The following is a 23,280-nucleotide window of genomic DNA, read 5'->3' as shown; positions in this document are numbered from 1 at the left end:
TTACTTACCACTCTCGGCCGTGCTGGCCGCTGTTCTTCATTTGTGCGCCGGACCGCGCTGTCCTCCGCCCGGAAGTATCCCGCAGGTGAGGTGTGCCGGAACAACCGACCCGGGTGCTAGCCGTTCACCGGCGGTCCAGGTTGTCCGGCACGATGACGCTGATCAACCAGGTCACCACGGTCATCACGATGGCTCCCCAGAACGCCGGCCAGAATCCGTCCACCTGGAACGGCAGGTCGAGTCCGCGGGCGATCCGGTCGGTGAGCAGGAACAGCAACGCGTTGACCACCAGCGCGAACAGGCCCAGGGTCAGCAGGTAGAACACGCAGCCGACAACCCGGATCACGGGCTTGAGCACCGCATTGATGACGCCGAAGATCAGCGCCACCACGATGAGGGTAAGGACGGTGTTGCCACCGGAGCGGCCGTGCACGTCGACTCCGGGCACGATCAGCGTGGTTATCCACAACGCGACCGCGGTGATCGCCAGTCTGATGAGGAAGCCCACGGCCCCATCCTGGCACCGGGTCACGTCGCCGAGGGCTGATTCCGCCTACTCCGCTTCCGGGCGGCGCGCCGGCTCAGCCCGTACGGTGGGTGGGAACCGTGCCCCGAGACCCCCGGGAGGGATGATGGGTCAGCCCGACGAGGACTTCACCCCCGGCGACCACCTCGCGCCCAACGAACGCGACCCCGAGGCGGACCCGGCCGACGCGGTCGAGCAGGCCACGGTCGCCGGCCCCACCGACGTCGACAGTGAGCCGCACCGTGGCCTGGAGGTCGACGACTGGGACGCGATGGAGCAGGCCCGGGTGGTCACCGGGGACGAGGACGACTACCGCTGACTCCGTCGTAGGGTCGGCTGCCCGTTGCGACAGAGGTGTTCAGCCGTTCGGATCATTAGACAAATATCGATCCGAAGGGGTTACCGGAGAAGTCGGTGCGTCCCTAGGTTGGACGAGCGCCACCTGTATCTCCACGGGAGGACCCCCATGCTCAAGCACTCGCTCCGCTGGCTGACCGGGCTCGGCGCCGCCGGCGCGTTGGTCGCCGCCTCCGCCACCCCCGCCGTCGCCGCGCCCACGATCGAGCCCTACTTCCAGGACGCCACCCTGGCCATCGGCGCGACGCCGACCAGCCGCACCCTGTTCCTGTACGCCGACGAGCCGACGGTCCTCAGCGACGTCTCCGTGCGGTACGACTACCGCTCCCTGGCCAACAAGATCACTGTGACTCCCGCCGACGGCCAGAAGTGCACCGCGCCGGAGCCGGGCGTTCTCGTCTGCACGGAGCCCGCCGATGTCGTCCTGTACGAGATGGCGCCGCTCGGCAGCGGGGTCTACCGCAACGGGGCAAAGCAGGTTCGCATCGCTGCCACCGACGATGCGCAGCTCGGCGACTCCGGGGAGGTCGCCGTGAGCTTCCAGGCGGCCGGCGGGTGGCGCGGCAGCTACACCTCGCGCGTCCGGGTCGGCGAGGGGGTCGACCTGGCCGGCGGCGAGTTCACCACCCTCTCCGCCAAGCCGGGTGGGAAGTTCACGGTGCCGCTGGCCGTGGCGAACGCCGGCGACACGGTCGTCAACGGATTCGTCGCGGTCTTCGACCTCGCCTACTCGATCCGCACCAAGGACCGGTTCAGCAACTGCCGCTACTCCGATGACCACCTGGTCTCCTGCCAGTTCGACGAGGACATCCCGGTGGGCACCGGGCTCGTCGCCACGCTGAACCTCGAACTCGGCAAGGACACCTACGCGCCGACCAACCAGTCCGGCTACGCCCAGTTCATGACCACGGCCGACTTCGAGGACCTGACCCGGGTACGGGCAGCCGTCGGTGCCCGGGCGGCCACCCGCGGCAGCGGTCCGGAACTGACTCTGACCGAGGCACCCGGCAGGATGCGAAAGGCCGACCAGACCGACGTCGCCCCGGGCAACGACTACACCGGATGGATCATCAAGGCCACCGGCACGAACGGCACCGACCTCGCGGCGATCGGCGCCACGCTCAAGGGCAGGGCCGGCGCCGTCGTCACGGCGACCGTCGGTTTCCGGAACAACGGCCCGGCGACGCTCGACAAGACGAACGGAGACTTCGAGGCCGCCACCCACACCGCAGTGGAGCTGCCGCCGGGCACCACCGCCGTCGAGGTGCCCGACAGCTGCCAGTTGCGGCAGGACACCACCCGCACGTACCTGTGCGCCTCGAAGATGCTGCTGGTGGCCGGGCAGAGCTACACCACGAAGTTCCGGCTACGCATCGACAAGGTCATCCCCAACGCCCGGGGTGCGGTGCGGGTCAACGCGCCGTGCGAGTGCCCTGCCGGCGGGGGCTTCCAGGACGACATCAAACCGGCCAACGACAGGGCCACCATCGTGGTCAACGCGGCCCAGGGCGGCGGTGGCCAAGGCGATGACGAGGGCGATGGCGATGGTGGCGGTGGTGGTGGTGGTGGTTCGCTGCCCATCACCGGCGCCCCCACCAACCTGATCGCCGGCATCGGCGCCCTGCTGCTCGTCACCGGTGTGGGCAGCTATCTGCTCGCCCGACCCCGGCGCACCCGCCCCGTCGCCTGACCAACCCCGCTCGACCGGCGCCCCGCCGCCCGTACCCGGGCCGGCGGGGCGTCGTCGCTAACTCCTCGTCCGTCACTGCACCTCCCGGGGGCTCCTGCCTCAGATGACGGAAGCGGACCGATCGAACATTGCGGTGACTCTGATCAACCTTTTGGTTCGTCTTGCTCAGCGGGCGGCTTTGAGGGCTGCCGTCAGCCTTAGCGGTTCCTTAAGATCCGCAGGCTCCACCTGATCCCCCAACTGGAGGAACCCCCTCATGCTCACCCACTCCACCCGGCGTTGGCTCGCCGGACTGGGCGTAGCAGGCGCGTTCGTCGCTGCCTCCGCCAGCCCGGCCGTCGCCGCTCCTGCGGCCGAGTTCGACCTGTACTTCGAGGACGTCACCGTCGCCGCCGACTCGCCTGGCGTCGTGCGGTCACCGGCCCTGTACGGCAGCGAGTCCACGGTGCTCAACGAGGTCTCGGTTCGTTACGACTACAGCAGCCTCGCCGGCAAGATCACGCTGGCGGGCGAGAGCGGTAACGACTGCACCGCCGACGGCGAGGGCGTCCTGCTCTGCCGCGAACACGCGCCGGTCACCGTCGACGAGTTGTACGGCGGCTTCTTCGGCGAGGTCGTCATCGCACCGACCGGCAAGGCGGCGAACGGCGACACCGGTGAGCTGAAGATCAGCCTCAAGGCCGCCGGCAAGGACGTCGCCAGCTACGCCTCCCGGATCCGGGTAGGCGAGGGTGTCGACCTGCAGGGCGGGCCGGATACCAAGGTGACGGCGGCACCCGGCGGCAAGTTCCAAGCCCCGGTGACGGTGTTCAATGTCGGTTCGACTGAGGTCGATGGCGTCGTGGCCATGTTCGACACCGACTACGGCATCCGGACCAAGGAGCGGTTCGACAACTGCCTCTACGCCGAAGACTTCCTCTTCGCCTGCGAGTTCGATGAGAAGATCCCGGCCTCCGGGGGCGCGACGGCGACCTTCAACTACGAACTGGCCACCGACACCTACGCGCCAGGTCGCGAAAACAGCTACGCCTGGTTCATGACCCCGGCCGACTTCGAGGACCTCCTCGGAATCCGCGAGGAGGTCGGTGCCCAAAAGGCCCAGCGCGGCACCGGCAAGACGCTGTCGCTGAAGGCGGTCTCCGCCGCTCGCGCGGCCCGCGCCGTGCAGACCGACACCGACCCCAGCAACAACTTCAGCGGGTTGCAGGTAGACGTCACCGGCAAGAACGGCGCCGACCTTGAGGCCGTCGGCGCCACGCTCAACGGCAAGAAGGGTGCCGAGCTGACGGCCGCCCTCGGTTTCCGCAACAACGGTCCGGCGACGCTGGACTACCTCCGCAGCGACTCCAACGTGACGTACGTCGACGTGACGGTCCCGACCGGCACCACCGCCGTTGAGGTACCGATGGAGTGCGCCCCGCGGACCGGCAGTGACGTTGAGTGGCCGGAGGCGGGCACCCCCGGTGCCGGCGAATACCGCTGCTACCCGGGCCCGTTCGCGCCGGCTGGCGAGACTCTGACCGGTGAGTTCACGTTCCGGATCGACAAGGTGATCGCCAACGCCACCGGCACGGTCAAGGTCAACGTGCCGTGCGAGTGCGAGGGCGGCTTCTATGACGACCTGAACCCGGCCAACGACGTCGCCAAGATCCTGGTCAACGCGGCCGGCGGCACGGGCGGTGGCGACGGCGATGGTGACGGCCCCTCGCTGCCGATCACCGGTCAGTCCACCGGCCTGATCGCCGGCCTCGGCGCGCTGCTGCTCGCCGCCGGCGTCGGCGGCTACCTGGTGGCCAAGCGCCGCCGGACCCGCTTCGTCGCCTGATCCACCCCGCACCACCGGTGCCCCGTCGACCACCACGGTCGGCGGGGCATCGTCGTTGAGGCGCACGGCGCGGGCGGGTGGTGACGGGCCGGTCCGGCGCGGCCGGGACCCTGGGCTTCGGTACCCTTTGTGGCCGTGGACACAGCTGAGAAGACCCGCGCTCTCCTGGAGAGTGTCGCCCTGAACCCGCTCGATCCCAAGGATCTGTTGCAGACCTTTGGGCTGATCGGCGTGTGGGTGATCCTCTTCGCCGAGACCGGCCTGCTGGTGGGCTTCTTCTTCCCCGGTGACTCGCTGCTGTTCCTCGCCGGGGTCGCCTCGTCACCGGTGGCGGACGCGATCTTCGGCGACGGCACCCGACTCTCCCTTACCGGCCTGCTGATCGGCGGGCCGATCTGCGCGATCGTCGGCGCCCAGCTGGGGCACTGGCTCGGCGCGCGGTACGGCCGGCCGATGTTCGAGCGGCCGAACTCCCGGCTCTTCAAGAAGGAGTACGTGGAGAAGGCCGAGTATTACTTCCAGAAGTTCGGCCCGGCGAAGGCCGTCGTGCTGGCGCGCTTCATTCCGATCGTCCGGACGTTCCTCAACCCGGTCGCGGGCGCGCTCGGCATGCCGGCCAAGAAGTTCCTGCTCTGGAACGTCGTCGGCGCGGTGCTCTGGGTGGACGGCATCCTGCTGATCGGCTACCTGCTGGCCGAGCAGATCTACCAGGCCATCGGCGACAAGATCGACCACTACATCCTGCCGGTGGTGGCCCTGATCATTCTGATCTCGGTGCTGCCGATCTTCTTCGAGTTCCTGCGCGACCGGCGGGCTCGTAAGCGCGGCGAGGCGGTCGCGGTGGTCGCGGCGGCCAGTGCCGCCGGCGCGGTGGAGGCGGCCCGCGAGGCGTTCGACCACGACCGGCACCAGCCCGGCCGTCAGCGCCCGGAGCACGGTCAGGACCATTGAGAGGTACGACGACGGCCGGCCCCCTGGGGAGGGGGTCGGCCGTCGGCATGTCGAACCCGGCCTCCGGTGGTGCGACCGGGGACGAGCAGGTGTCAACCACCGGTGGCGCCACCCCTGGCTCGCCACCGGACGCCGCCCCGGCTCGGGACGGCGGGTAGTGCCCTACGTCAGCGAGCCTTCTTGGTGGCCCGCTTACGCGGCGGGGTCAGCAGGTCGGCGATCGTCGCGATCGCACTCGGGACCAGGCTGTAGTACGCCCAGACACCGCGCTTCTCCCGCTGCAACAAGCCAGCCTCGGTGAGGATGCGCAGGTGGTGACTGACCGTCGGCTGAGAGAGGCCGAGCGGCGCCGTCAGGTCACAGACGCACGCCTCGCCCTCGGGGGCCGACTGGATCAGGCTGAGCAGCCGCAACCGAGCAGGATCAGCAAGGGCCTTGAGGACCCCGGCGAGACGCTCGGCATCGGCACGTTCGATCGGCTCGCCGTTTAGCGGCGAGATCTGAGGCATAGTCATTTCGGCCAACGCAGTTCCCACGTATTCCATCCTTCCACCAGCAGCATCGATCCGCCTGCATATCAGCAGATCCGAATCGGCAGACTTTTACGCCACAAGGCCGAGGTCAGCCAACGTATAGGCCGCCCGGTACGGCAATCCGGCGGCTCGCACCGCGTCGCCGGCGCCTCGATCAACAATAACCACCACGCCCACGACTTCCGCCCCGGCCTCGCGAAGCGCCTCGACCGCGGTCAAAACACTTCCGCCCGTCGTGGATGTGTCCTCCACCGCCAACACTCGGCGGCCGGCCACCTCCGGTCCCTCGATCCGTCGCTGAAGACCGTGGGCCTTGCCCGCCTTGCGCACCACAAAGGCGTCCAGGGCCCGGCCGGTCGGAGCGGCGGCGTGCAGCATCGAGAGCGCGACAGGGTCCGCGCCCAGGGTGAGGCCACCGACAGCGTCGAACTCCCAATCGGCGGTGAGGTCGAGCAGCACCCGGCCGACCAGAGGAGCGGCCCGGTGATGGAGCGTGACGCGCCGCAGATCCACGTACCAGTCTGCCTCGCGCCCCGACGAGAGCACGACCCGCCCGTGGACCACAGCCAGGTCGGTAATGAATTTACGCAGGTCGTCGTGGTCCCCCATGGCGATAGAGGTTACTGCGCAACTCTGAACGCCGTGTGCGGGGTCCACCCTGATCAGCCCCGGGGGGAACCGATGACTGGCGATGTTCGACTACGCTCAGCGACTGGGCCGACAGCGGCGCGCCAACCCCGTCCCACCGTTCGCTCGGGGTCGGCGGGCCGGTCGAAGCTCAGCGCTCGTCGCGACCGATCCGGCCGCGGGTGTCCCGCGCGACCGCCTGGAGCAGCCGTCGCGGCGCGTGTCGCATGCCGGCGACGACCACCTTGTACTTCCACGCCGGAATGCTGACGGCCTTGCCTTTGCGCAGGTCACGCAAGGCTTCGTCGACCACGTCCTCGGCCCGCAGCCACAGCCACTCCGGCGTCTTGGACATGTTGATGCCGGCCCGCTGGTGGAATTCCGTGCGGGTGTAGCCGGGGCAGAGGGCCATCACCTGAACGCCGAACGGCCGCGTCGACTGGCCGACGGACTCACTGAAGTTGGTGACCCACGCCTTGCTGGCCGAGTACGTCGATCCGGGCATCGCCGTACCGAAACCAGCGACCGAAGAGACATTTATCACTGCCCCATTTCGCCGTTCGGTCATCGGTCGAAGCGCCGCCAGGGTCAGCCGCATGACCGCGTGCACGTTGAGCCGCAACAGCCTCGCCTCGTCCTCCGCCGTCGAGCGCAGGAACGGTTTGTTCAGACTGATCCCCGCATTGTTGACCAGCAGGTGCACCGGGCTGCCGTCGGCGAGCCGCTGCTCCACGGTGGCGCAGCCGTCGTCGGTGGACAGATCCGCTGGGATCGTCTCCACCTCGCGGCCGTACGCGGAACCCAGCTCGGTGGCCAGCTCGGTCAGCCGGGCCGCGTCGCGGGCAACGAGCACCAGGTGCCAGCCGTCGGCGGCCAGCCGCCGGGTGAACGCCGCGCCGATGCCGGCGGTGGCCCCGGTGATCAGGGCTCGGCGCTCGGCAGTCGTGGGGTCGAGCGTCACGGGGCGGTCCTCACCTGGGCGGGTACGGGGGCGCGGGTGGCACCGACGGGGGCTGGGGCGGGGCGGGCGTGAACATGGGCGGTGCGGTTGGCGCGGGCGAGCGGTGGCGGCCGAACCACCTGTTCGCCGCCGGCAGCGCCAGCAGCGTAGCTACTACAAGGTAACCGAGCCCCTGTGCGACGGAAAGCCCGGCGTTGAACGGGATCCACCAGGCCGGGTACGCGTCGCCGATCAGGCCCAGCAACTCGGCGAGCGCCTGCTCGTCGGAGCCCAGTTGCAGTGGCGCGGCCCGTTCGCCGACGACCACCGCCACGCTGCAACAGCCGGCGAGCAGGCCGAGCCCGCTGACCACCCAGGTCGCCACCCGGACGCCGTTACGACCGGCCAGCAGCCCCAGGGCCAGGACGGCGAGCAGCAGCGCGGAGAGCGCCGCCACCACCGCCGACAGCACCCCGGACGCGCGGAGCAGAGTCACCACGTCGTCAATCTGCTCCTGGCTCGCCGAGGTGTCGCGGGCGGCGGAGCGGAACGCGTCGACCGTTCCACCCAGCACCACCAGGTCGAGCACGGCGTACGCGAGGGCGGCGACCGCCATCACCAACAGCACGGTCACGGCCGACAGCACGGCGGCGGGCCGGCGGGCCGGTGCCGATTCCGGGTACGACACGACGAATCCCTCCGGTAGGCGTCGGGTTGCAACCTACTCGGAGGGATCGTCGGCGTCGTGCTTATCGAGCCGTCAGCTCGTCGACGGCGGGGTTGACCCGGGCCGGTCCGTGGGCGGCGTGTCGTCCGGCCGGTTCGCGGCCGGTGGCGGCGGGTAGCTGGGCTCCCCACTCGACGGATAGCCCGGCTCGCCGGATGCCTGCGGGTAGCCGGGCTGACCCGGCGCCTGCGGCTGACCCGGGTAGCTGGCGCCCGGGGTCGGCGGCTCCCAGCCCGCGGTGGGCTTGCGGAAGAACGCGTTCGCCTTCGGCAGCGCCAGCAGGACCAGCGCCGTGATCAGCGCGATCAGGCTGAGCACGCCGAGCAGGAGGCTGACCGGGGTGACCCAGGAGGGCAGGGCCTCCTCCAGGCGGCGCTGGATCTCCTCGGGGCTCGGCCCGTCGCCACCGGTACCGCCACCGGTGTTGAACCCACCGGCCGCGTTGCTGAGCAGGCCACCGCCGACGCAGCAGACCATGATGCCGCCGACGATCCAGGTGGTGATCCGGGCACCGTTGCGGCCCTGGTTGTTGAAGAGGGCCAGCACGCCCAACACGATCGCGAGCAGCAGCAGGACAATGCTGCCGCCGATGCCGATGACGGCGAAGACGTCGGCCACCTGCTCGCCGTCGGTGGTGCTGCCCGCGTACGCCTCACGAAGCGCGTCCCGCGTCTTGCCGAAGGTGCTGAGCGTGATGATCAGACTGATCACCTGGAGCGCCAGGAACAGGAAGAGCAGGTAACTGGAAATCGACACAATGGATGGCCGCTGACGGGCCGGCGTGCTCTGGGGATCGACCACGATTCTCCTTCCCTAAGATCGCGCCCACACCGTATCGACAACCAGCCAGTTCGGCATGCCGTGACGAGCCCGGCGCGCCCGCCCGTTCGGGATCAGCGGGCCTCAGGCGTGGGGCGGATCGTCAGGTCGGCCGGGTCGAGCAGCTCACCGCGGGCCACCCGCCAGCCCTCTTCGCCGTACGCCTCGAAGGAGAGCCGCGCGGCGCCACCGGACTGGTAGTCGTGGTAGCGCATCGTCCCGGTCGACGGCAGCCCGGTCTCTGTGGTGGCGGTGTAACGCGCCTGCCCGGTCTCGGCCCAGGTGTAGCGCCGCCCGCCCAGCTCGATGGTCGGGGCGCCCGGGGTGACGGTGGCGCCCGGTTCGGCGGTCCAGAGCACCAGCTCGAGTTCCGGACCGTCCTCCACCGAGAGCCGGTGTCGGGTGCCGGAGTCGTCGTCGAGCAGGTGCTGCACCCAGCTCCAGTCGCCCTCGACCAGACGGATCGTGCCGCTCACCGCGTACTCCCGCTCGCGGATCCGCACGCGGTCGCCCGGGGTCAGGCGGAGCGGGCCGCCGCGCGGCGACTCCGCCGGCTGGCCATCCGGCCGGCTCGCCGCCCGCCGGCGGGCCCGCACGACGACCACGACCACCGCGAGTACGGCAACGGCCGCCACCAGGCATGTCACCAGCGCGTCCACCCGACCACCTCCCCAGGTACGTCGGCGCAGACGGTAACAACCTCGGGCACCAGGAAGGCCCGCGCTGTGGCCGACAGCTCAGCTAGCGGAGACCGTCGGGTCGGTCCTCCGGTGGCGCTGTCGGTGGTCCGGTCGGCCCTGGTGTCGTGCTCGGCAATCCCGGCGTCAGGTGTGCGGCCGGGTCGGGGCAGATCAGGTAGCCGGGTGGGAGCGGCTGGTTCGGCGGCAGGAAGCCCGGCCCGAGCGGATGGATCGGGTATCCGTAGCCGGCCGGCGCGTAGCTGGGAGCGGGCATCGCCCAGGCCGGGCCGGGCAGCGCCTGGTTCGTGGTGCCCGGCACGAACCAGCGGTTCGTCGGCGGCAACGCCAGCAGCAGGACCACGGCCGTGGAGAGGGTCAGGACGGTGAGCACGCCCAGCCCCGCCGCGGGGAAGAACAGGTCGTCCCAGGGATCGGTGCCGGCGTAGAGCGTGTCGAAGAACGTCGAGGTCTCCCACTCGTCCCACTCCGGTGGCGGCTCCGCGCCGGTCTCCGGGGTGGTCAGCAGGGGCACGAGGAACCCTCCGGAGCAGCACTGCGCGAAGCAGACCAGCAACTGCGCGCCACTGGCGACGAAGGTCAGGATCCGCGCGACGTTGGCGCCCCGCCGGACCGGGACGGCGGTGACCGCCAGCCAGACCGCGAGCAGCACCGCCGGTACACCGAGGATCAGCGCCATCGCGACGTTGCCCTGCCGCTCGCCCGCCACCTCCTCCGGGTCGGCGTCCGGCACCAGTCGCACCGCGCGGTCGATCTGGCCATCGAAGTGCACCGCCTGAGCCACCGTCAGCGCGGCCAGGCCGAGCAGCACCAGCACCACGGCGAGTTGCAGCCAGAAGGCGATGGTCACGGTGATCGGGCGGGCCGGACGCGGCGCCGTGTCGGGCGGGCTCATGGCTGGCAACGTACGGCGCGCCATGGGCGAGCGGCAGGACCAATCGGGCAGCACCGACCGGCGAATGGATCATGCTGCGGCTAGCCGCCGGCTGGCGTAGGTGCCCAGGGTTTCGCGGTCCATCACGCAGCCGACGAAGGTGGTGAACTCGCTCGGGTCGTCCCGCAACGACGTCCAGGCCGCTCGGGCCGCCTCCGGGTCGACGCGCTCCAGCAGCGTGGCCGCGTACGCCCGGCCGGCGGGTGTGCCGTCGGCCAGCACCCGGTCGAGCTGGCGGCGCACCTCCTCGGGGTGGTCGTCGAGCGCGGCCGAGACCCGCTCGTACGCCTCCGTCACCGGCAGCAGAGTCCCGGCGATGCCAACGCCCCCGAAGGCGAGCGTGTCAGCCGCCACCAACGTGTCGACGGCCGCGCCAAGGTCCCGCTCCCATTTCTTCCCAATCCCAAACATGCCCCAACTCTTTCCCCATCCACCCCACTTCGACCCCGGTGATCATGAAGTTATTGTCCCGACACGCCGCGTAGTCGGGCAATAACTTCATGATCAACGCAGGGAAGCATCAGGGGTGGGTCAGGCGGCGGTTACGGAGAGGGTGTTGGTTTCGGTGGCGCGGTCCACCTTCACCGTTTCGCCGTCGTGGATCGTCCCAGAGAGCAGCGCCTTGGCCAGTTGGTCTCCGATTGCCGTTTGGACCAGGCGGCGGAGGGGGCGAGCGCCGTAGATCGGGTCGTAGCCGTGCTCGGCCAGCCAGTCCCGGGCGGCGTCGGTGATCTCCAGGCCCAGCCTGCGGTCGGCCAACCGCCGCCGCATCCGGTCCAGCTGGATGTCGACGATGGAGCGCAGGTCGTCCCCGCGCAGCGAGGCGAAGACCACGATGTCGTCCAGCCGGTTGAGGAACTCCGGCTTGAAGTGCGACCGGACCACGGCCAGCACACCCTCCCGGCGCTGCTCATCGGCGAGCGTGAGGTCGCTGATGACCGACGACCCGAGGTTGGACGTGAGAATCAGGATCGCGTTCCGGAAGTCCACGGTGCGGCCCTGTCCGTCGGTGAGCCGGCCGTCGTCGAGCACCTGGAGCAGCACGTCGAAGACGTCCGGGTGGGCCTTCTCCACCTCGTCCAGCAGCACCACCGAGTACGGCCGGCGGCGCACCGCCTCGGTGAGCTGACCACCCTCGTTGTAGCCGACGTAGCCGGGCGGCGCACCCACCAGGCGAGCGACCGAGTGCTTCTCGCCGTACTCGCTCATGTCGATGCGGACCATCGCCCGCTCGTCGTCGAAGAGGAACTCGGCGAGGGCCTTGGCCAGCTCGGTCTTGCCGACACCGGTGGGGCCGAGGAAGAGGAAACTGCCGGTCGGGCGATCCGGGTCGGCGATACCGGCCCGGGCACGGCGTACCGCGTCGGAGACCGCGCCGACCGCTTCGGTCTGGCCGACCACCCGGCCGCCCAGCGAATCCTCCATCCGCAGCAGCTTGGCCGTCTCACCCTCCAGCAGGCGGCCGGCGGGGATGCCGGTCCAGGAGGCGACCACCGCGGCGATGTCGTCCGCGCCGACCTCCTCCTTGAGCATCGCGCCGTCGGCCTGGAGCTGGGCCAGCTCCTCCTCGGCCTGCTTCAGCTCGACCTTCAGGGCGGGGATCCGGCCGTAGCGCAGCTCGGCCGCGCGTTCCAGCTCGCCGTCCCGCTCGGCCCGCTCGGCCTCGCCGCCGAGGCGCTCCAACTCCTCCTTGGCGGTGGAGAGCTTGGTGATGTGGCTCTTCTCCGTCTGCCAGCGCTCGGAGAGCACGGTGAGCTGCTCGCGCTTGTCGGCCAACTCCTTGCGGAGCCGCTCCAACCGCTCGGCCGAGGCGGCGTCCGGCTCCTTGGCCAGGGCCATCTCCTCGATCTCCAACCGGCGGACCGCCCGCTCGATCTCGTCCACCTCGACCGGACGGGAGTCGATCTCCATCCGGAGCCGGGACGCGGACTCGTCGACCAGGTCGATGGCCTTGTCCGGCAGGAACCGGTCGGTGATGTAGCGGTCGGACAGCGTCGCGGCGGCGACCAACGCGGCGTCGGTGATCCGTACGCCGTGGTGCACCTCGTAGCGCTCCTTGAGCCCACGCAGGATGCCGATGGTGTCCTCGATGGTCGGCTCGCCGACCAGCACCGGCTGGAAACGGCGCTCCAGCGCCGGGTCCTTCTCGATGTGCTCGCGGTACTCGTCCAGCGTGGTGGCGCCCACCATCCGCAGCTCACCACGGGCCAGCATCGGCTTGAGCATGTTGCCGGCGTCCATCGAGCCCTCGCCCTTGCCGGCGCCGACGACGGTGTGCAGCTCGTCGAGGAACGTGATGACCTGCCCGTTGGAGTTCTTGATCTCTTCCAGGACGGACTTGAGCCGCTCCTCGAACTGGCCGCGGTACTGCGCGCCGGCGACCATCGCGCCGAGGTCCAGCGAGATCAGCTTCTTGTCGCGCAGTGACTCGGGCACGTCGCCGGTGACGATCCGCTGGGCCAGGCCCTCGACGATCGCGGTCTTGCCGACGCCCGGCTCGCCGATCAGCACCGGGTTGTTCTTGGTACGCCGGGAGAGCACCTGGATGACCCGACGGATCTCGGAGTCCCGGCCGATGACCGGGTCGATCTTGCCGTCCCGGGCGCTGGCGGTGAGGTCGACGCCGTACTTGGTCAGGGCCTGGTAGGTCTGCTCGGGGTCGGCAGTGGTGACCCGGCGGTCCCCACCGCGAACGGTCGGGAAGGCCGCGACCAGGGCCTCCTCGGTGGCCCCAGCGGTCTTCAGCGCGCCGGACACCGCGCCGCCCACCCGGGCCAGGCCGGCGAGCAGGTGCTCGGTGGAGGTGTACTCGTCGCCCAGCGGCCGGGCGATCTGCTCGGCGGCGCCGATGGCGTTGACGAACTCCCGAGCCAACGTCGGCTCGGCGATGCTGGAGCCGCGGGCGGCCGGCAGGTTGTCGACCGCACGCTGGGCGGTCTGGCGCAGCTCGGTCGGGTCGGCCCCGACGGCGCGCAGCAGACCGGTGGCGGTCGAGCCGTCGGTGTCCAGGAGTGACAGCAGCAGGTGCCAGGGCTCCACGGTGGCGTGACCACGCTGGTTGGCCAGCGCGACGGCGCCCGTGATGGTCTCGCGGCTCTTGGTGGTGAGTCTTTCGGTGTTCATGGGCTCCCCCGGATCGGCGTTGTCCATTGGGTTGGACACAACCAGAGTTGAGCGTATTCCGCTCAACCTTAGCGCGTGATGCCCATCACTCCCGGCGCCGCCACCGCCAGTCGAACTCGCCGGCCGCCGGGGGCGGGCCGGGCAGCGGGTCCGCGTCCGGCACCGACGACAGGCCGGCCAGCAGGACCGCGAGCTGCCGGCGGCGCAGTTGGCGGGTCCGCTCCGGATCGGGTACGCGGACCGCGGCGCACGCCTCCAGCAACAACCCCAGATCGTGTACGACCGCGTCAGGGCGCAGCCGCCCGCTGGCGTGGGCCCGGTCGACCAGGACGGTGGCCAGCTCGCCGGCGCGCCTCGCGTCCCGACCCATCTCCTCGGTCGGGGTGAACGTGCCGGCCAGATGGACGGTGAGCGAGTGCACGTCGGCGTCGACCACCCGGGCCAGGAAACCGGTGAACGCGGCCCAGTCGTCCGGCTCGGCGAGGGCGGTCTCAGCCTCCGCCACGTACCGGCGCAGGCCGTCGTGGCAGAGCTGGCGCAGCAGGTCCTCCTTGCCCGCGTACCGCCGATAGAGCGCGCTGATGCCGACGCCCGCGCGTTCGGCGACGGCGGCGATCGGCGCCTTCGGGTCGTCGAGGAAGACGGCGCGGGCAGCTTCGAGGATGACCTCGTCGTTGCGGGCGGCCTGGGCGCGGCGACCGCCCAGCGTCTTTCCGGAAGTCGTTGACATGCCCTCAGCCTAACAGTGGAACGGATCGTTCCGCTCTGCTATGGTGATTGCAGAACGAAACATTCCGTTCCGAAGGAGTTCCGGCATGAGCGACACCGCGATCCGCCCGTTCCGCGTCGAGATCCCGCAGACCGCCCTCGACGACCTGGCCGCCCGGCTGGGCCGCACCGTCTGGCCCGCCGACCTGCCCGGAGCGGGCGACTCGTACGGGATGAGCAACGACCGGGTCCGCGCCCTCGTCGACCGGTGGCGGGACGGGTTCGACTGGCGTGCCGTCGAGGCCCGCCTGAACGCTCACCCGCAGTTCGTCACCGAGATCGACGGCGAGCAGATCCACTTCCTGCACGTCCGGTCGTCCCGGCCGGACGCCACCGCGCTGGTGCTCACCCACGGCTGGCCCGGCTCGGTGCTGGAGTACCTCGACGTGATCGCCCCGCTCACCGAGCCGACCGACCTGGACGCGCCGGCCTTCCACGTGGTCATCCCGTCGCTGCCCGGCTTCGGCTTCTCCGGCCCGACCCGCAGCGCCGGCTGGAACCGGTTCCGCACCGCCCGCGCCTGGGCCGAGCTGATGAACCGCCTGGGGTACGACAGCTACGGCGCGGTCGGCAACGACGCCGGCTCGATGGTCGCGCCCGAGCTAGGCCGGGTCGCTCCGGAGCGGGTGCTCGGCGTGCACGTCACCCAACTCTTCTCGTTCCCCTCGGGTGACCCGGCCGAGTTCGCCGGGCTCTCCGAGGCGGACCAGGCGGCGCTCGGGCACCTCCAGTGGTTCTACGAGAACAAGTTCTCCTTCAACCAGGTGCACAGTCAGCAGCCGCAGACCCTGGCGTTCGCGCTGGCCGACTCGCCGGTGGGGCTGCTCGCCTGGAACGCCCAGCTCTTCGACGAGAGCCTGGATGCCGACTTCGTCCTGGCCAACGTGGCGCTCTACTGGTTCACCGGCACGGCCGCCTCGGCGATCCGGCTCTACTGGGAGGACGCGCACGCCGGCGAGCCGCCGACCGAGCCGACCACCGCTCCGACCGCGCTGGCCATGTTCCCCGGCGACTTCCAGTCGATCCGCCGCTTCGCCGAGCGGGACCACGCGAACATCGTCCGGTGGACGGCGTACGAGACCGACGTCGCCGGTCGCGGCGACGTCGGCGGCCACTACGCGGCCCACCAGGCCACCGACGTTCTGGTCACCGACATCCGCGAGTTCTTCGCCAGCCTCCGCTGACCCGAATTGATCGGTGCCCGCTCCGCTCGACCGGGGCGGGCGCCGACCGCTTGATCCACTCGACTTCCAGAAAGTCGCGGTATCCGGACCGCCAGGACACCGCGACATCATGAAAACCGAGTCGATCACGGTCGGATGCCTCGGCCCGAGGGGCGCCGTCTGTCCAAGATCTGCGATCTGTTCACAAAGCGGTAGCCTTGGAGAGTGCGAGTACGTGTCGAGCAGACCGCCTTACCCGGGATCGGGGTACGTCACGATCTGGTGACGGAGTCCGGACGCCGCCTGGGCGTCGTTTCCCACCGCAACGGCCGCCGTGATCTCGTCCTCTACGATCCCGACGACCCTGACGCCTGCCAGTCGGACATCCCGCTGACCGACGACGAGGCCGAGGCTCTGGCCGACATTCTTGGCGCGTCGCTGATGCTCGGTCAGCTCTCCGGGCTCCGCGAGCAGGCCGCCGGTCTGCTCACCGAGCAGATCGCCATCACGGCCGGTTCCCCGTACGTCAACCGGAAGCTCGGCGACACCAAGGCGCGTACCCGCACCAGCGCCTCCATCGTGGCAGTGCTGCGCGAAGGCGAAGTGATCGTCTCGCCACTCCCCTCCTTCCGCTTCGCGGCCGGCGACGTGGTGGTCGTTGTCGGGACCCGACGGGGTCTCGACGGCGTGTCCGCCATCCTCGCCGACAGTGACCCGGACGGCTGAGGCGGATGCACGATTCCACCACTCTGCTCGTCGAAGTCGGCGCGCTGCTGCTGCTGCTTGGCGTCCTCGGTCGGCTCAGCCGCCGGGTGGGCCTGTCACCCATCCCGCTCTACCTGCTCGCCGGGCTGGCGTTCGGGCACGGTGGGCTACTTCCGCTCGCCGCCAGCGAGGAGTTCTTCGCGGTGGGCGCCGAGATCGGCGTCATCCTGCTGCTGGTGATGCTCGGCCTGGAGTACTCAGCCAACGAACTGGTCGGCAACCTCCGGTCGGCGGCCCCCGCAGGGCTGATCGACGGCGTGTTCAACGCGCTGCCCGGCGCGGCTTTCGCCCTACTGCTCGGTTGGGACTGGGTCGCCGCCCTGGTACTCGGCGGCATCACCTGGGTCTCCTCCTCGGGCGTGATCGCCAAGGTCCTCGCCGACCTGGGACGACTCGGTAACCGGGAGACCCCGGTGATCCTCTCGGTCCTGGTGATCGAGGACCTGGCGATGGCGCTCTACCTGCCGCTGGTCACCGCCGTCCTGGCCGGCACCGGCCTGCTCGGTGGCGGCATCGCGCTCGCCGTCGCGGTGGGCACGGTGCTGCTCGTCCTGGTGGTCGCCATCCGGTACGGCCACCTCATCTCCTCTGCCCTGTCGGCGAAGGACCCGGAGGCGCTGCTCCTCGGCGTACTCGGTCTGACCCTGCTGATCGCCGGTCTCGCGGCGAAGCTCCAGGTGTCGGCGGCGGTCGGCGCGTTCCTGGTCGGCATCGCGCTCTCCGGCCCGGTGGCACACCACGCGACCGAACTGCTCTCGCCGCTGCGCGACCTGTTCGCGGCAGTGTTCTTCGTCTTCTTCGGCCTGGTCACCGACCCACGGGACATTCCGCCGGTGCTGCTGCCGGCGCTCGCGTTGGCCGTGGTCACCATGGCGACGAAGACGCTCACCGGTTACCTCGCCGCCCGCCGGGTCGGCATCGCCGAACCCGGTCGGTGGCGGGCCGGCCTGGCACTCGTACCGCGAGGTGAGTTCTCCATCGTCATCGCCGGGCTCGCGGTGGCCGCCGGAAGCGTCGAGCCGCGGTTGGCGGCTCTGGCCGCGACGTACGTCCTGATCACCGTGGTGACCGGGCCGATTCTGGCCCGGCTGCCCGACTTCCCGTGGTTCAAGCGGTGGCTGCGCACCCGCGCGGCGGCCCAGCGGCGGGAGCCGACCCCGGTCGTCGACTCACTTCACTGAGCTCCACCTGAACGCTGCGGCTGCATGGGTCGCGCGCTCGCGGAGGTAGAAGCGGTGCGCCTCGGTTCGGGCCAGACCGGACTCCAGGAAGACGTAGTCGGCGCCCTGTTCGTGCGCCCACGCCCTGGCCGCCCCCAGGAGCCTTGAGCCGACACGCTGGGAGCGCCAGTCGGGGTGTACAGCGAGATCCTCGATCGAAGCCCGACGGACCCGCCCATGCCAACGGTTGCGGAATTGCTCCCCATGGGGACTACCGCAGCACCCGGCGGCGGGTTACCGTTTCGCCCCAGCAGCCAGGGTCCGCAGGCAGCGTTGCCAGACGCGGGCGAGAGCGGAAGGTTGGCCGGTGAGCGTGCAAGAGTCGACGTTCCACGGCTTCGCCAACCCCGTCGATCCGACTCCGGCGGAGTTGCGAGCTTGGGCGTACAAGCCCGATTCGGTGCCGTTGGCCTCGATGCCACCCGACTGGGACCTGCTGGTCTCCGGCGACCGACTGGTGTTGACGCTTTTCGAGTTAGCCATGGATCCGACCTGCCCGGCCCGGCGTTTCGCGCTGCACTGCCTCTACATCTACGCGGCCGACGGCATCCGGACGAACTTCCGCGCCCACCCGAAGCGCCGCTTCCGCAAGCTCGTCGAACAGGCCGAGCGTGACGGCGACGAGCTGATGAAGGTCTGGGCGCACAACGGCCGGGTGCTTTTGGCTCGACCGGATCTCTTCGTCTACCGGGACTGGTGCGAGGGCGGCCTGGTCCGCGAAAACCGCCGCCTCGGCTGAGACAGCGAACGGGCCGCGAGACCCCCGATGACGGCGAACGGGTCGGGACCCCCCGTGAGTCCCGGCCCGCACGTCGGTCACCGGTCAGTCCTGCTTGCGTTCCGCCTCGCCGCGGCCCCGCTCGCCGGCGTGGTTGCCGTCCTCAGCGAACCGGCCGGCGATGATCCGGTCCCGGTAGGTCCCCTTGGTCACCTTGTCGAACTTCTCGCGGACGGTCTCGGCCAGGTTCTCCAACCGGTCCTCCGTCTGCTGGGCCACCTTCTTCGCCGGCTCCGCCATCGCTTCCCCCTCGCCATGCCGGTAGGTCCGGATTAAGCCGATTGGACCCTTATCGACAGGCTAACCGAAGCGGCCCGGACCCCGCCGGGAAATCCAGCGCGGTCCGGGCCGAGAAGACAGATCCGGGTGAGTGGCAGGTCAGCGATCAGGTGCACGGCGGGGACGCCACACCACCAGGGCGGTGGAGGTGCGGTTGGTCGGCACCAGATCCCGGCCCGGGAAGCGGGCCAGCGACTCCAGCTCGGCCACCCGGCGGTACGCGGCGTCCAGCTCGGCCTCCAACCGGGCCACCCGCTGCTGCGCCTGCTCCAGCAGCCGCTCCAGCCCGATGATCCGCTTGACGCCGGCCAGGTTGATCCCGTCGTCCTGGCTGAGCCGCTGCACCTCGCGCAGCAGCACCACGTCCCGGACGCTGTAGCGACGCCCGCCGCCAGCGGCCCGCCCGGGCTGCACCAGCCCCAGCCGGTCGTACTGGCGCAGGGTCTGCGGGTGCATCCCCGCCATCCGCGCCGCCACCGAGATCATCAGCACCTTGGCCTCGTAGGCAGGGTCGCCCGAACCGAGGAACTCGCCCGACATCCCGCTCACCTCCGCGTCCATTCCACCGGACTAACTGACTCGACGCACCCGTGCGTCGAGATGTTCCCGTGCCGCCGGCGGGGTCTGCTCGGCGAACGACTCCAGCGCCGTGCGCGCCTCGTCCGACAAGCGGGCCGGCACCACCACGTCCAACGTGACCAGCAGGTCACCGGCCTGCCCGTCGCGGCGGACCACACCCTTGCCGCGGGCCCGCAGCACCCGCCCGCTCGGCGTCCCCGGCGGAACCCGCAGGGTCACCGCGCCGTCGAGCGTGGGCACCCGCAGGTCCGTGCCGAGCACGGCCTCCGCGAAGGTGACCGGCACAGTCAGCGTCAGGTCGTCTCCGGTACGCCCAAACAGCTCGTCCGGCCGAACCTTGACCTGCACGAAGAGGTCACCGGCCGGGCCACCGCGCTCGCCCGGCTCGCCGCGCCCGGCCAACCGGATGCGTTGACCGTCGGCCACCCCGGCCGGGAAGCGCACGTTCATGGTGCGGGTCTTCGTGACACCGCCACTGCCGTGGCACTCCGGGCACTTCTCCTCGACCACGGTGCCGACACCCTGGCAGTTGCGGCACGGCTCGGAGAAGCTGAACGACCCCTGGTTGCGGGTGGTCACGCCGGCGCCATGACAGACCGGGCAGGTCCGCGGCTGGGTGCCGGGCTTGGCCCCGTTGCCATGGCAGGTGTCACAGACTCCCGGCGCGCGCAGCGTCAGGGGCAGCGTCACCCCACGCACCGCGTCGCCGAAGTCCAGCGCCACCTCGGTCTCCACGTCCCGACCACGGGCCGGACCGCGTGGCGCGGCCTGCCCACCGGCCTGCCCCCCGCTGAAGATCGAGCTGAACAGGTCCTGGAAGCCGGCGCCTCCGAAGCGGCGATCGCCGCCCCCGGCGCCGCCGAACATGTCGGAGACGTCGAACGGCATGCCGCCCGGCTGGCCCCCACCCCGGGCGCCACGCCGGAACGCGCCCGAGCCGAAGAGCGAACGCATCTCGTCGTACTCGCGACGGCGCCCGCTGTCCGACAGCACGTTGTACGCCTCGGACGCGGCCTTGAACCGCTCCTCGGCCTTCGGGTCGCCCGGGTTGTGGTCCGGGTGCGACTCCCGGGCCACCTTGCGGTACGCCTTCTTGATGTCATCCGCGGAGGCGGCCTTGTCCACGCCGAGCACGGCGTAGAAGTCCTTCTCGATCCAGTCCTTCGAACTCACCGGTCCACCTCCTTCCGACCCTGGTGGCCGGGCCGTCCCGCCCACCGCTGCGCGGTGGGCGGGACGGCCGGGTCACTGTCTGGCACTATTCCGGATCCGCGACCGCGACCAGCGCGGGGCGCAGCAGCCGCTCACCGAGCTGGTAGCCGCGTCGCATGACCTGTACGCAGGTCGGCTCGCTGACGTCGGCCGAGGTCTGGTGCGCGACCGCCTCGTGCCGGGTCGGGTCGAACGGGTCGCCCTGCTCGCCGAAGGCGTTCAGGCCGAACTTGCCCAGCGCGGTGGTGAGCTGTTCCGCCACCGTGCCGAACGGCCCGACCAGGTCGCCATGTTCCCGGGCCCGGTCCAGGTCGTCCAGGATCGGCAGCAGCGCGGCCAGCACCGAGCCGGTCGCCTGCTCCTGCACGAGACTGCGGTCACGGTCGACCCGCTTGCGGTAGTTGGCGTACTCCGCCGACACCCGTTGCAGGTCCCTGGTCCGCTCGTCGAGCTCAGCCCGGAGCGCCTCCAGCTCGGCGCCGAGCGAGGTGCCCGTGCCGCCGCCGTCCACCGGCTGCGCCGGGGCGTCCACCACCGGCGGACCGGACGGCTCCGGACCGTCGGTGGAGTTGACCTCGACCTCGATCTCGTCGACCACGACCTCGGCGTCCTCGACCAGACCCTCGGCCGGTGCGCCGGTCTCCGCGTCGGTCGCGGTCCCCTCCGGCTCGGAGGTGTCGACGAGCTTGCGGTTGTTGCGGATGACGACCCGCTCCCCGTCGCCGGTGGTCGGCTCCGTGGGCGCGGAGCCACCCGGCGTCGACCCGGTGTCGCCCGGGTCGGCGGCTCGTGGCTTCTGCGTCATGCGGCTACCTCATCCCCTTCGCGGTGGACACGTGTCGGAGGCCGACGGTCACTTCTTGCCGTCCTCGTCCACGATTTCCGCGTCGACCACGTCGTCGGCGCCGCCGGCCTGCGCGCCGGTGGCGCCGGTCGCGCCGGTCGCACCCGGGCCGGGCTCGCCACCCGGCTGCTGACCCTGCTCGGCCTGCTGCGAGTAGAGCAGCGAGCCGGCCTGCTGGGAGACCTGCGCCAGCTTCTCGTGCGCGGACTTGATCTTCTCGATGTCCTGACCGCCGAGGGCGCCGCGCAGCTCGCCGAGCGCCTCGTTGAGCTGCTCACGGTTCTCACTGGGCAGCTTGTCGCCGCTCTCGGCGAGGAACTTCTCGGTCTGCCACTGGAGCGCCTCGGCCACGTTGCGGGTCTCGGCGTCGTCGCGGCGGCGCTTGTCCTCCTCCGCGTGCTCCTCGGCGTCCCGGCGCATCCGCTCGATGTCGTCCTTCGGCAGCGAGGAGCCGCCGGTGATCGTCATCTTCTGTTCCTTGCCGGTGCCCAGGTCCTTGGCGTGCACGTTGACGATGCCGTTGGCGTCGATGTCGAAGGCGACCTCGATCTGCGGCACGCCGCGCGGCGCCGGCGGGAGGCCGGTCAGCTCGAAGGTGCCGAGCTTCTTGTTGTAGGCCGCGATCTCCCGCTCCCCCTGGAAGACCTGGATCAGCACCGACGGCTGGTTGTCGTCCGCCGTGGTGAAGACCTCGGAACGCTTGGTCGGGATGGTGGTGTTGCGCTCGATCAGCTTGGTGAAGATGCCGCCCTTGGTCTCGATGCCCAGGCTCAGCGGGGTCACGTCGAGCAGCAGGACGTCCTTGACCTCACCCTTGAGCACACCGGCCTGGAGGGCGGCGCCGACGGCGACCACCTCGTCCGGGTTGACGCCCTTGTTGGGGTCGCGACCGGTGAGCTGCTTGACCAGGTCGGTCACGGCCGGCATCCGGGTCGAACCGCCGACCAGGATGACGTGCTCGACGTCGGAGATCTTGATCCCGGCGTCCTTCACGGCCTGCTCGAACGGGCCCTTGCACCGGTCCAGCAGGTCCTGCGTCATCCGCTGGAACTCGGCCCGGCTGAGCGTCACGTCGAGGTGCAGCGGGCCGGCCGCGCCGGCGGTGATGTACGGCAGGTTGATGTTGGTGGTGGTGGCGGCGGACAGCTCGATCTTGGCCTTCTCGGCGGCCTCACGGAGCCGCTGGAGGGCCATCTTGTCCTGACCGAGGTCGATGCCGTGCTCGCCGCGGAAGGTCTTGACCAGGTGGTCGATGATCCGCTGGTCCCAGTCGTCGCCACCGAGGTGGTTGTCACCGCTGGTCGACTTGACCTCGATGACGCCCTCGGCCAGCTCCAGCAGCGACACGTCGAAGGTGCCGCCGCCGAGGTCGAAGACCAGGACGGTCTGCTCCTTGGAGCCCTTGTCCAACCCGTACGCCAGGGCGGCCGCGGTCGGCTCGTTGACGATCCGCAGCACGTTGAAGCCGGCGATCTCACCGGCCTCCTTGGTGGCCTGGCGCTGGCTGTCGTTGAAGTAGGCCGGGACGGTGATCACCGCGTCGGTGATCTGCTCGCCCAGGTACGCCTCGGCGTCCCGCTTGAGCTTCATCAGCGTCCGGGCCGAGATCTCCTGCGGGGTGTACTTCTTGCCGTCGATGTCGACGGACCAGTTCGTGCCGACCTCGCGCTTGACCGACCGGATCGTCCGGTCCGGGTTGGTCACCGCTTGGCGCTTGGCGACCTCACCGACGAGCACCTCGCCGTTGCGGGCGAACGCGACGATCGACGGAGTCGTCCGCGACCCCTCAGCGTTGGCGATGACGGTGGGCTCACCGCCCTCGAGAACGCTGACGCAGGAGTTCGTCGTGCCGAGGTCGATACCGACCGCACGTGCCATCTTCGCTTCCTCGCTTCGTAAGGTTGTGCAGGTGACGGGCGTCG

Annotated in this window: 24 protein-coding genes and 1 pseudogene; 8 read left to right on the top strand and 17 right to left on the bottom strand. The window is 70.3% G+C overall.

All coding sequences use genetic code 11. The features are described 5' to 3' along the window. Nucleotides 1–124 precede the first annotated feature (124 nt). A complete protein-coding gene (locus tag AC5L30_RS03830; RefSeq protein WP_030491363.1) occupies nucleotides 125–508 on the bottom strand; it encodes a phage holin family protein in 384 nt (127 codons plus the stop codon). 124 nt (nucleotides 509–632) lie between these two features. On the opposite strand from AC5L30_RS03830, the gene AC5L30_RS03825 reads away from it, so the two are divergent. The 4 genes from AC5L30_RS03825 to AC5L30_RS03810 all read left to right on the top strand — a co-directional run bounded on the left by AC5L30_RS03825 (nucleotide 633) and on the right by AC5L30_RS03810 (nucleotide 5,349). Further along, a complete protein-coding gene (locus tag AC5L30_RS03825) occupies nucleotides 633–845 on the top strand; it encodes a hypothetical protein (protein ID WP_196928848.1) in 213 nt (70 codons plus the stop codon). 147 nt (nucleotides 846–992) lie between these two features. Further along, on the top strand, nucleotides 993–2,573 hold the full coding sequence (locus tag AC5L30_RS03820; protein WP_494865417.1) for an LPXTG cell wall anchor domain-containing protein: 1,581 nt from the start codon (nucleotides 993–995) through the stop codon (nucleotides 2,571–2,573). A gap of 256 nt (nucleotides 2,574–2,829) precedes the next feature. Continuing rightward, nucleotides 2,830–4,398 (top strand): LPXTG cell wall anchor domain-containing protein, encoded by a 1,569-nt coding sequence (locus AC5L30_RS03815; protein ID WP_494865415.1) that lies wholly within the window; start codon nucleotides 2,830–2,832, stop codon nucleotides 4,396–4,398. Between the two features lie 129 nt (nucleotides 4,399–4,527). Then, complete coding sequence (locus AC5L30_RS03810; RefSeq protein ID WP_494865413.1) at nucleotides 4,528–5,349, top strand: DedA family protein; 822 nt, start codon at nucleotides 4,528–4,530, stop codon at nucleotides 5,347–5,349. 167 nt (nucleotides 5,350–5,516) lie between these two features. Here AC5L30_RS03810 and AC5L30_RS03805 read toward each other — a convergent pair whose 3' ends face one another. The 10 genes from AC5L30_RS03805 to AC5L30_RS03760 form a co-directional block, all read right to left on the bottom strand. Continuing rightward, nucleotides 5,517–5,894, bottom strand: coding sequence for an ArsR/SmtB family transcription factor (locus AC5L30_RS03805; protein ID WP_030332125.1), 378 nt, complete (start codon nucleotides 5,892–5,894; stop codon nucleotides 5,517–5,519). A gap of 57 nt (nucleotides 5,895–5,951) precedes the next feature. Next, nucleotides 5,952–6,491: an orotate phosphoribosyltransferase gene (pyrE, locus tag AC5L30_RS03800; protein WP_112586136.1), complete on the bottom strand. Its 540-nt coding sequence runs from the start codon at nucleotides 6,489–6,491 to the stop codon at nucleotides 5,952–5,954. A gap of 169 nt (nucleotides 6,492–6,660) precedes the next feature. Next, nucleotides 6,661–7,470 (bottom strand): SDR family NAD(P)-dependent oxidoreductase, encoded by an 810-nt coding sequence (locus tag AC5L30_RS03795; protein ID WP_494865410.1) that lies wholly within the window; start codon nucleotides 7,468–7,470, stop codon nucleotides 6,661–6,663. Between the two features lie 10 nt (nucleotides 7,471–7,480). After that, nucleotides 7,481–8,137 carry a hypothetical protein gene (locus AC5L30_RS03790; protein WP_494865408.1) on the bottom strand — a complete coding sequence of 219 codons (657 nt, stop codon included), beginning with the start codon at nucleotides 8,135–8,137 and terminating at the stop codon, nucleotides 7,481–7,483. A 72-nt stretch (nucleotides 8,138–8,209) separates the two neighbouring features. After that, nucleotides 8,210–8,977, bottom strand: coding sequence for a hypothetical protein (locus AC5L30_RS03785; protein WP_494865407.1), 768 nt, complete (start codon nucleotides 8,975–8,977; stop codon nucleotides 8,210–8,212). A gap of 92 nt (nucleotides 8,978–9,069) precedes the next feature. Then, nucleotides 9,070–9,654: a DUF4178 domain-containing protein gene (locus AC5L30_RS03780; RefSeq protein WP_494865406.1), complete on the bottom strand. Its 585-nt coding sequence runs from the start codon at nucleotides 9,652–9,654 to the stop codon at nucleotides 9,070–9,072. 82 nt (nucleotides 9,655–9,736) lie between these two features. Further along, nucleotides 9,737–10,588: a hypothetical protein gene (locus tag AC5L30_RS03775; RefSeq protein ID WP_494865404.1), complete on the bottom strand. Its 852-nt coding sequence runs from the start codon at nucleotides 10,586–10,588 to the stop codon at nucleotides 9,737–9,739. A gap of 69 nt (nucleotides 10,589–10,657) precedes the next feature. Beyond that, nucleotides 10,658–11,038 carry a hypothetical protein gene (locus AC5L30_RS03770; RefSeq protein ID WP_494865402.1) on the bottom strand — a complete coding sequence of 127 codons (381 nt, stop codon included), beginning with the start codon at nucleotides 11,036–11,038 and terminating at the stop codon, nucleotides 10,658–10,660. A gap of 120 nt (nucleotides 11,039–11,158) precedes the next feature. Further along, nucleotides 11,159–13,750, bottom strand: a complete 2,592-nt coding sequence (gene clpB / locus AC5L30_RS03765) for an ATP-dependent chaperone ClpB (protein ID WP_494865400.1) — start codon at nucleotides 13,748–13,750, stop codon at nucleotides 11,159–11,161. A gap of 85 nt (nucleotides 13,751–13,835) precedes the next feature. Beyond that, nucleotides 13,836–14,480: a TetR/AcrR family transcriptional regulator gene (locus AC5L30_RS03760; RefSeq protein ID WP_494865398.1), complete on the bottom strand. Its 645-nt coding sequence runs from the start codon at nucleotides 14,478–14,480 to the stop codon at nucleotides 13,836–13,838. A gap of 85 nt (nucleotides 14,481–14,565) precedes the next feature. Between AC5L30_RS03760 and AC5L30_RS03755 the strand changes: the two genes are divergently transcribed. From AC5L30_RS03755 to AC5L30_RS03745, 3 genes are all read left to right on the top strand, one after another. Further along, nucleotides 14,566–15,702, top strand: coding sequence for an epoxide hydrolase family protein (locus AC5L30_RS03755; RefSeq protein WP_494865397.1), 1,137 nt, complete (start codon nucleotides 14,566–14,568; stop codon nucleotides 15,700–15,702). Nucleotides 15,703–15,906: 204 nt separating this feature from the next. Then, the gene (locus AC5L30_RS03750) at nucleotides 15,907–16,407 is read left to right on the top strand and encodes a cation:proton antiporter regulatory subunit (protein ID WP_030332098.1); all 501 of its coding nucleotides are present in this window, start codon (nucleotides 15,907–15,909) and stop codon (nucleotides 16,405–16,407) included. Between the two features lie 5 nt (nucleotides 16,408–16,412). Further along, a complete protein-coding gene (locus tag AC5L30_RS03745) occupies nucleotides 16,413–17,627 on the top strand; it encodes a cation:proton antiporter (protein WP_494865396.1) in 1,215 nt (404 codons plus the stop codon). Here AC5L30_RS03745 and AC5L30_RS03740 read toward each other — a convergent pair. After that, nucleotides 17,616–17,855, bottom strand: a pseudogene (locus AC5L30_RS03740) (GNAT family N-acetyltransferase); the annotation flags it as partial. The gene AC5L30_RS03745 and the pseudogene AC5L30_RS03740 sit on opposite strands and share 12 nt — an antisense overlap. A 118-nt stretch (nucleotides 17,856–17,973) precedes the next feature. On the opposite strand from AC5L30_RS03740, the gene AC5L30_RS03735 reads away from it, so the two are divergent. Then, nucleotides 17,974–18,405 carry a hypothetical protein gene (locus tag AC5L30_RS03735; protein ID WP_112677468.1) on the top strand — a complete coding sequence of 144 codons (432 nt, stop codon included), beginning with the start codon at nucleotides 17,974–17,976 and terminating at the stop codon, nucleotides 18,403–18,405. Nucleotides 18,406–18,489: 84 nt separating this feature from the next. Here the strand turns inward: AC5L30_RS03735 and AC5L30_RS03730 are convergent, their stop codons facing one another. The 5 genes from AC5L30_RS03730 to dnaK form a co-directional block, all read right to left on the bottom strand. Further along, a complete protein-coding gene (locus AC5L30_RS03730) occupies nucleotides 18,490–18,684 on the bottom strand; it encodes a hypothetical protein (protein ID WP_494865394.1) in 195 nt (64 codons plus the stop codon). A 138-nt stretch (nucleotides 18,685–18,822) separates the two neighbouring features. Beyond that, nucleotides 18,823–19,263 (bottom strand): heat shock protein transcriptional repressor HspR, encoded by a 441-nt coding sequence (locus AC5L30_RS03725; RefSeq protein WP_377523913.1) that lies wholly within the window; start codon nucleotides 19,261–19,263, stop codon nucleotides 18,823–18,825. 30 nt (nucleotides 19,264–19,293) lie between these two features. Beyond that, the gene (dnaJ, locus tag AC5L30_RS03720) at nucleotides 19,294–20,475 is read right to left on the bottom strand and encodes a molecular chaperone DnaJ (protein WP_494865393.1); all 1,182 of its coding nucleotides are present in this window, start codon (nucleotides 20,473–20,475) and stop codon (nucleotides 19,294–19,296) included. Nucleotides 20,476–20,560: 85 nt separating this feature from the next. Continuing rightward, nucleotides 20,561–21,319: a nucleotide exchange factor GrpE gene (gene grpE / locus AC5L30_RS03715; protein ID WP_494865392.1), complete on the bottom strand. Its 759-nt coding sequence runs from the start codon at nucleotides 21,317–21,319 to the stop codon at nucleotides 20,561–20,563. Nucleotides 21,320–21,367: 48 nt separating this feature from the next. Further along, complete coding sequence (gene dnaK / locus AC5L30_RS03710; RefSeq protein WP_355417396.1) at nucleotides 21,368–23,236, bottom strand: molecular chaperone DnaK; 1,869 nt, start codon at nucleotides 23,234–23,236, stop codon at nucleotides 21,368–21,370. Between the last annotated feature and the right edge of the window lie 44 nt (nucleotides 23,237–23,280).

The sequence above is a fragment of the Micromonospora sp. BQ32 genome, assembly GCF_059358895.1.
This window is presented reverse-complemented; position numbering and strand designations above follow the sequence as displayed.